Origin of the sequence: Flavobacterium sp. (assembly GCF_035760125.1) — a bacterium.
GTDB lineage: Bacteria > Bacteroidota > Bacteroidia > Flavobacteriales > Flavobacteriaceae > Flavobacterium.
The window spans coordinates 1-8,044 of the sequence record NZ_DASTTN010000235.1 but is presented as its reverse complement, the minus strand read 5'-3'; the positions used below and the strand labels follow the sequence as shown (position 1 = coordinate 8,044).

Genomic DNA, 8,044 nt, shown 5'->3' with positions numbered 1-8,044 from the left:
TTTTAAAAATAATGAATTTGATTACGCCGAACTTTTAGCTTGGACGGGCGAAGGATATGAAAAATGGGCTTGGTTGGTTTTTATTCCTATTGTGATTTTTATTATTACGGCTGTTTCAAATGGAGCAAATTTAACTGATGGTATAGACGGTTTAGCCGCGGGAACCTCTGCTGTTTCCGTGTTCGCATTAGCGATTTTTACGTTCGTTTCGGGGAATATTATTTTCTCAAACTATCTGAATATAATGTATATACCCAATTCGGGAGAGATGACCGTTTTTATAGCTTCGTTTCTCGGTGCTTTGATTGGTTTTCTTTGGTATAACTCCTATCCGGCTTCGGTTTTTATGGGAGATACAGGAAGTTTAACTATAGGAGGAATTATTGCGGTACTGGCAATTGCTGTTCGAAAAGAAATGCTGATTCCTTTATTGTGTGGAATCTTTTTGGTTGAAAACTTCTCTGTTGTTTTACAAGTAAGCTATTTTAAATATACCAAAAAACGCTTTGGCGAAGGGCGAAGGATTTTTCTAATGTCGCCACTACATCACCACTATCAAAAGAAAGGTTACCATGAAAGTAAAATAGTGACGCGATTTTGGGTAGTAGCTATAATGCTGGCCATTTTGTCAATTGTTACACTGAAATTGAGATAATATGAGGCTAGTTATTTTAGGAGGAGGAGAAAGTGGAGTTGGTACTGCTATTCTCGGTAAGAAAAAAGGTTATGATGTTTTTGTATCCGATTTCGGAAAGATAAAAGATAGTTATAAAGAGGTGTTAATTATAAATGGCATCGCTTGGGAGGAAGGAAAACATACTGAAGATTTGGTTTTGAATGCCGATTTGGTTATGAAAAGTCCTGGTATTCCAGATAAATCACCAATTGTAAAGCAATTAAAAAGTAAAGGCATTGCTATAATCTCCGAGATTGAATTTGCAGCTCCTTTTACAAATGCTCTTACAGTCGGGATAACGGGCAGTAACGGGAAAACAACAACGACAATGCTTACGCATCATTTGTTGAAAACAGCAGGTTTGAATGTGGGATTGGCTGGAAATGTAGGTAAAAGTTTTGCTTGGCAGGTCGCAGATAATAATTACGATTTTTATGTGATAGAGTTGAGCAGTTTTCAGTTGGATGGAATTGTGGATTACAGACCGGACATCGCAATAATAACGAATATTAGTCCAGATCATTTAGATCGATATGATTATAAATATCAAAATTATATAGAGTCTAAGTTTCGTATCACGATGAATCAAACGGAGGAAGATTACCTTATTTATGATGCAAACGATGAAGCCATTTTGGAATGGTTGAGTAAAAATAAAGTTAAAGCCAAATTAATTCCTTTTTCGTTAACCGACGAATTTACTGAAGGAGCTTATATAAAAAACAACAAAATGGAAGTAAAGATCAATCAAGAAGAGTTTACAATGGACACAGAATACATTGCATTAGAAGGAAAACATAATTTAAAGAATGCTATGGCTGCTACTTCTGTTGCAAAAATTTTGCAAATAAGAAAAGAAACGATTCGTGAAAGTTTGTCTAATTTTCAAGGTGTTGAACATCGTTTGGAAAAAGTCTTGAAGATCCAAAATGTTCAATATATAAATGATTCAAAAGCTACCAATGTAAATTCAGTGTTTTTTGCTTTAGATAGTATGAACACGCCAACCGTTTGGATTGTAGGGGGAGTTGATAAAGGAAATGATTACCATGAATTAATGTCGTTAGTTCGAGAAAAAGTAAAAGCAATTGTTTGTTTAGGGGTTGATAATAAAAAAATTATCGATGCTTTCGGAAATGTGGTTGATATAATGGTTGAAGTAACAAGTATGAATGAAGCAGTTCGTATGGCTCAACGTTTATCTGAAAAAGGAGATACAGTATTATTATCGCCAGCATGTGCCAGTTTTGATTTGTTTGAAAGCTATGAAGATAGAGGACGACAATTCAAACAAGCAGTTAAAAATCTATAAATTGAAGTTTCTAGAAATTAGATTTTAATTTCTTAACTGAGTTCAAATCTATAAATCTAAAAACTTAATTCTAAAATTCAAAAATGAAAGAACTAATTAACAAGCTAAAAGGAGATAAAGGCATTTGGTCATTCGTGGCCTTATTGGGCCTGTTTTCTTTTATGCCAGTTTTTAGTGCAAGTAGTAATTTGGCTTATTTAGGTCATGGTACGGGGAATACATTAGGGTATTTGGTAAAACATTTTGCTCATATCTGTATTGGGTTTTTAATTATTTATTGGGTTCATAAAATCCCTTATCATTATTTTAGAGCCATTTCCAAAGCGGGATTGCCTATAGTTTGGCTTTTATTGGCTTATACTTTAGTAAAAGGAACCGTGATTGCAGGTGCCAATGCCAGTCGATGGATTCAAATTCCTTTTATAGGGTTGTCTTTTCAGACATCAACATTGGCGGCAATTATGTTGTTCATTTTTGTAGCTCGTTATTTGTCCAAAACCAGAGAAACACCTATCACTTTTAAGTCTTCTATATGGGAACTGTGGACCCCGGTTTTTATAACATTGATGTTCATTTTACCAGCCAATTTTTCTACTACAGCTTTGATTTTTTCAATGGTACTTATGCTTGCTTTCATTGGTAGATATCCTTTGAAGTATATCTTTTTTATCATAGGTTCTGGAGTTGTGATTTTGACTTTATTTTTTTTAATGTCAAAAGCTTTTCCTGAATCTAAATTTTTCAGCAGGGTAGGGACATGGCAAAGTCGTATTGAGAATTTTACAAGCAATAAAGCTGATGAAGATGATTATCAAATAGAAAAGGCGAAAATTGCTATTGCTTCAGGACAGATATATGGTTTGGGACCTGGGAAAAGTGTTCAGAAAAATTTCCTGCCACAGTCTTCTTCGGATTTTATTTATGCCATAATTGTTGAAGAATATGGACTTGTAGGAGGTTTGGGAGTTCTTATATTGTATCTACTTTTATTATTCCGATTTGTAGTCGCCTCCCATAAAGCAAATACCCTCTTTGGAAAATTGGTGGTGATAGGGTTAGGATTTCCAATGATTTTTCAAGCGATGATTAATATGGCGGTTGCCGTAGAGTTATTACCGGTAACTGGACAAACATTACCTTTGATAAGTAGTGGAGGTAGTTCGATTTGGATGACTTGTTTTGGACTCGGAATTATTTTGAGCGTGACCAAAAAAGAAGAAGAAATTGCACTAGAAAAATTAGAAAAAGAAAAAAGAGAAGAAATACTTCAAAAACTTATTGATAGAGAATTGGAAGCAGATCTTGAGGAAGCAGATTTTAAAAATGTAAATGACAATTTTGACACAAGTGATTATTCAATTACGGATAATTCAAAGAACCCAATGAATGCGGTGTTAAAATAATTGGGTTTATTAGGATTTATAAATAATACAGTTCGTTACAATTTAGTATTAAAAGAAGCAACTTAGAAATTTTTTCAAAATGGCAAAACATAGATTTATCTTGAGTGGAGGAGGTACAGGGGGACACATTTATCCTGCGATTGCAATTGCAAACGAATTGGAGTCTCGTTTTCCCGATGCTGAAATTTTGTTCGTTGGTGCCAAAGACAAAATGGAAATGCAAAAAGTGCCTCAAGCAGGTTATAAAATTAAAGGTCTTTGGATTGCTGGTCTACAGAGAAAATTAACTATCCAAAATGCAATGTTTCCATTTAAATTATTGAATAGTTTATGGGAATCCAGAAAAATTATAAAAAAATTCCAACCGGATGTTGTTATTGGTACAGGCGGATTCGCCAGTGGACCATTGTTGAAAATGGCCAATAGCATGAATATTCCAACTGTAATCCAAGAACAAAACTCTTATCCGGGAATTACTAATAAACTTTTAAGTAAAAAAGCAAACAGCATTTGTGTTGCTTATGATCATTTGGAGCGTTTTTTTCCAGAAGATAAAATAATTTTGACGGGCAATCCAGTTCGTCAAGATTTATTGGATATTCAGGATAAAAGAAAAGAAGCTATCGAATATTTCAATTTAGATCCATCCAAAAAAACACTGTTGGTTCTCGGCGGTAGTCTTGGTGCCAGAAGAATCAATCAATTGATCGAAAAAGAATTGCATACTCTACTTTCTTTAAATGTGCAGGTGATATGGCAATGTGGGAAGTTTTATTTAGAAGATTATAAAAAATATAATAAACATAATGTACAGGTTGTAGCTTTTATTGAAAGAATGGATTTGGTTTATGCTGCTGCAGATGTTGTTATTTCGAGAGCCGGAGCTTCTTCTGTTTCAGAGCTGTGTATTGTTGGGAAACCGGTGATTTTTATTCCCTCTCCTAATGTTGCCGAAGATCACCAAACTAAAAATGCTGAAGCAATAGTGAGAAAGAAAGGAGCTATTTTGCTTAAAGAATCACAATTGGATGAAGACTTTAGCTTGGTATTCGAATCGTTGATAAAAGACCAAGGAAAGCAAGATCAATTAAGTGAGAATATTAAACTATTGGCTAGGCCAAAAGCAACAGAACAAATTGTTGATGCAATTGTTAAGTTGATTAAATAATAAAGTTAATGAATCGATTAGCATGTTGAATGTGAAGCATGAAAGCGGATAATCCTGATAAATTAAAATAAGAAGCAAAATGAATTTAAATCAAATTAAGAACGTCTATTTCATAGGAATCGGAGGAATCGGAATGAGTGCTTTGGCTCGTTATTTCAAAACTATTGGAAAACAAGTGTCGGGCTATGATAAAACACCTTCTATTCTTACCAGTGAATTGATTGAAAGTGGAATTGATATTCATTTTGAAGATAATATTAATCTAATTCCAACTGATTATTTTGTTGAAAATACATTAGTAATAATTACTCCTGCAGTACCAGTTAAACATTCGGAGTGGAATTATTTCTTGGAAAGAGAGTATCAAGTAAAAAAGAGAGCAGAAGTTTTGGGTATTATTACCAAAGATACTTTTTGTTTTGCAGTGGCAGGAACTCATGGAAAAACCACGACCTCTAGTATTTTAGGTCATATTTTGTATGAAAGTGGAGCCGATGTGACGTCTTTTATAGGAGGAATAGTTGAGAATTATGATTCTAATTTAATTGGAAACGGTAAAACAGTTACTGTTGTTGAAGCTGATGAATTTGATCGTTCCTTCTTGCATTTACACCCAAATATCGCTTGTATTACATCTATGGATGCCGATCATTTGGATATTTACGGTACGAGCGCAGCAATTGAAGAGTCATTTGTTGAATTTGCCAATAAAGTTGAAGATAAAAGGAAGCTTTTTATAACCAGTGAATTGCCTATTGAAGGAATGATTTGTGGAGTTAATGAAGAAGCTGTTTTTGAAGCCTTCAATGTAAGAATAGAAAGCGGAAGCTACGTTTTTGATGTTAAAACTCCAGACGGAATTATTAAAGATTTGCGTTTTGGATTGCCTGGTAAGCATAACTTAATGAATGCTTTGATGGCATTGGCTATGGCAATAACCTACGGCACCCCGACCGAGGTTATTGCTAAAGCTTTAGCTTCTTTTAAAGGAATTAGAAGACGTTTTTCGTATCAAGTTAAAGAAGATAATTTGGTATATATCGATGATTATGCACATCACCCTACTGAAATTAATGCTGTTCATCAAGCCGTTCGGGAATTGTACCCAGGTCAAAAAGTGTTAGCAATTTTTCAGCCTCATTTATTCAGTAGAACAAGAGACTTTGCAGATAATTTTGCTAAAAGTCTGTCCGCTTTTGATGAAGTTTTTTTAATGGAAATTTATCCGGCACGTGAATTGCCTATGGAAGGTATTAATTCACAATGGTTAATGGATAAAATGTCAAATGAGCATAAAAAAATTGTTAGTAAAGAAGATTTAATTCCTTCGATTTTAGCAAATGATGCCAGTGTTATTGTAACGATTGGTGCAGGAGATTTAGGAGAAATGGTTCCTTCAATAAAAAAAGCATTATATGAAAGCCTTTAATTGGAATAATGTAAGATTATTGCTAATGTTTGTTTTGGTTATTTTCCTTTTTTCGTTTACATCAAAACGAAATTCCAAAAGAAAATTAACTAAATCGGAAATTGTTTTTGTAGGTGAAAACTCTCTTTATTTAAAAAGTGAAACGGTTAATAAATTGTTGATAGAAAATAATTCGAATGCTAAAACTATAAGAAAAGATAGGCTAGATTTGAATAGATTGGAGCAAGTATTAAATGCTCAAGAAATGATCGAGAAAGCAGACGTTTATGTGAGTATCGATGGTGTTCTAAAAGCAGTTGTGAAACAAAAGACGCCTATAGCTAGAGTCTTTAATGATGAGGGTTCCTTCTATATTGACAGTGAGGGAAATACCATGCCTTTATCGGCAAATTTCACAGCTCGAGTTCCACTTGTTTCTGGGGAGATAAACAAGAAAAATAACAAAGATTTATTTAAATTATTTAAGATAATTTATGATGATGCGTTTTTGAGAAAAAACATCATTGGGATACAAATTATGCCTAATGGTAGCTTATTAATGCTCAATAGAAATTATAATTATCAAATTGATTTTGGTAGTTTGATAAATGTAGAACGTAAATTTCAAAACTATAAAGCTTTTTTTCAAAAAGTAAGTTTGGACAGTTCTTTATATAAATATAAAAAAATAGATCTCAGATTTACGGAACAAGTAGTTTGCACAAAATAATAGAAAATGGAAAAAGAGAATATTGCAGTAGGTCTAGATATTGGGACGACGAAAATTGTTGCCATGATAGGCAAAAAGAATGAGTATGGGAAGCTTGAAATTTTAGGTGTTGGAAAATCTAAAAGTTTAGGTGTGGCAAGAGGTGTTGTAAATAATATTACACAAACCATTCAATCTATTCAGCAAGCAATACTTGAGGCAGAAAATAATTCAGGATATAAAATAAAAGATGTTGTAGTTGGTATAGCAGGTCAGCATATCAGAAGTATTCAGCATAGCGATTACATCAGTAGAAGCAATCCTGAAGAAGTTATTGGTGGAAGTGATATTGATTTATTGATCAATCAGGTTCATAAATTGGCCATGTTGCCAGGAGAAGAGATTATTCATGTATTGCCTCAAGAATTTAAAATTGACGGTCAATCGGATGTTAAGGAACCAATCGGAATGTATGGTGGAAGACTGGAAAGCAGTTTTCATGTTGTAGTAGGACAGGCTTCTTCAATCAGAAACGTTGGAAGATGTATTCAAAGTTCAGGTATTGAATTGTCAGGTTTGACATTGGAACCATTAGCTTCTTCTGATGCCGTCTTGAGTCAGGAAGAAAAAGAAGCAGGTGTTGCTCTTATCGATATTGGAGGAGGAACAACAGATTTAGCCATTTTCAAAGATGGAATTATTCGTCATACTGCGGTGATACCTTTTGGAGGTAATGTAATCACAGATGATATTAAAGAAGGTTGTTCGATTATAGAAAAACAAGCCGAATTATTGAAAGTGAAATTTGGTTCAGCTTGGCCAGGTGAAAATAAAGACAATGAGATTGTTTCTATACCTGGATTAAGAGGAAGAGAGCCTAAAGAGATTTCGTTAAAAAACCTTTCGAAAATAATAAATGCCAGAGTTGTTGAAATCATTGAGCAAGTTTTTACCGAAGTAAGAGCTTATGGACATGAAGATCCTCGAAAAAAATTGATTGCGGGAATCGTTCTTACAGGAGGTGGTGCACAATTGAAACATATCAAGCAATTGGTAGAATACATTACCGGAATGGATACAAGAATTGGTTATCCAAACGAGCACCTAGCTGGAAACTCAGATGAAGAAATTTCAAGTCCATTATATGCTACAGCAGTTGGACTGGTAATGAACAGCATTGAAAACAAAACACAAAGTGCAGTTAAAATGCAGGCAACAGTAACACCAGAAAAAGTAACTTATTATAGAGAGCCTATTGTAGAAGAAAAAGTAGAAATTAAAGAAGAGGTTTATGTACAACCTGAAAGAGTACTTCAAGTAGATCCTGTTAGAGAGGAATCTACTGAAAATAAAATAAGAAGATCGTTT

At 33.9% G+C, this 8,044-nt stretch carries 7 protein-coding genes; all 7 read left to right on the top strand.

Going from position 1 to position 8,044, the window contains the following annotated elements; translation table 11 throughout:
* Positions 1-655 (top strand): phospho-N-acetylmuramoyl-pentapeptide-transferase (mraY, locus tag VFS71_RS08540; protein WP_326400578.1); only part of this gene is annotated, 655 nt, incomplete at its 5' end.
* A 1-nt stretch (position 656) separates the two neighbouring features.
* Complete coding sequence (gene murD, locus VFS71_RS08535) at positions 657-1,988, top strand: UDP-N-acetylmuramoyl-L-alanine--D-glutamate ligase (protein WP_326400577.1); 1,332 nt, start codon at positions 657-659, stop codon at positions 1,986-1,988.
* 83 nt (positions 1,989-2,071) lie between these two features.
* Complete coding sequence (locus VFS71_RS08530; RefSeq protein WP_326400575.1) at positions 2,072-3,391, top strand: FtsW/RodA/SpoVE family cell cycle protein; 1,320 nt, start codon at positions 2,072-2,074, stop codon at positions 3,389-3,391.
* 79 nt (positions 3,392-3,470) lie between these two features.
* Positions 3,471-4,559: an undecaprenyldiphospho-muramoylpentapeptide beta-N-acetylglucosaminyltransferase gene (gene murG, locus VFS71_RS08525; protein WP_326400573.1), complete on the top strand. Its 1,089-nt coding sequence runs from the start codon at positions 3,471-3,473 to the stop codon at positions 4,557-4,559.
* Positions 4,560-4,638: 79 nt separating this feature from the next.
* Positions 4,639-5,988, top strand: a complete 1,350-nt coding sequence (gene murC / locus VFS71_RS08520) for a UDP-N-acetylmuramate--L-alanine ligase (protein WP_326400571.1) — start codon at positions 4,639-4,641, stop codon at positions 5,986-5,988.
* On the top strand, positions 5,975-6,697 hold the full coding sequence (locus VFS71_RS08515; RefSeq protein WP_326400569.1) for a cell division protein FtsQ: 723 nt from the start codon (positions 5,975-5,977) through the stop codon (positions 6,695-6,697). Before murC ends, VFS71_RS08515 begins: the two co-directional genes overlap by 14 nt.
* 6 nt (positions 6,698-6,703) lie before the next feature.
* Positions 6,704-8,044, top strand: a 1,341-nt coding sequence (ftsA, locus tag VFS71_RS08510; protein ID WP_326400567.1) for a cell division protein FtsA, incomplete at its 3' end; no start/stop codon positions are given.

What these genes read in the sequence shown, in the direction of transcription:
- murD (WP_326400577.1), top strand. Translation starts at nt 657, where the DNA reads ATGAGGCTAGTTATTTTAGGAGGAGGAGAAAGTGGAGTTGGTACTGCT.
- VFS71_RS08530 (WP_326400575.1), top strand. Translation starts at nt 2,072, where the DNA reads ATGAAAGAACTAATTAACAAGCTAAAAGGAGATAAAGGCATTTGGTCA.
- murC (WP_326400571.1), top strand. Translation starts at nt 4,639, where the DNA reads ATGAATTTAAATCAAATTAAGAACGTCTATTTCATAGGAATCGGAGGA.
- murG (WP_326400573.1), top strand. Translation starts at nt 3,471, where the DNA reads ATGGCAAAACATAGATTTATCTTGAGTGGAGGAGGTACAGGGGGACAC.
- VFS71_RS08515 (WP_326400569.1), top strand. Translation starts at nt 5,975, where the DNA reads ATGAAAGCCTTTAATTGGAATAATGTAAGATTATTGCTAATGTTTGTT.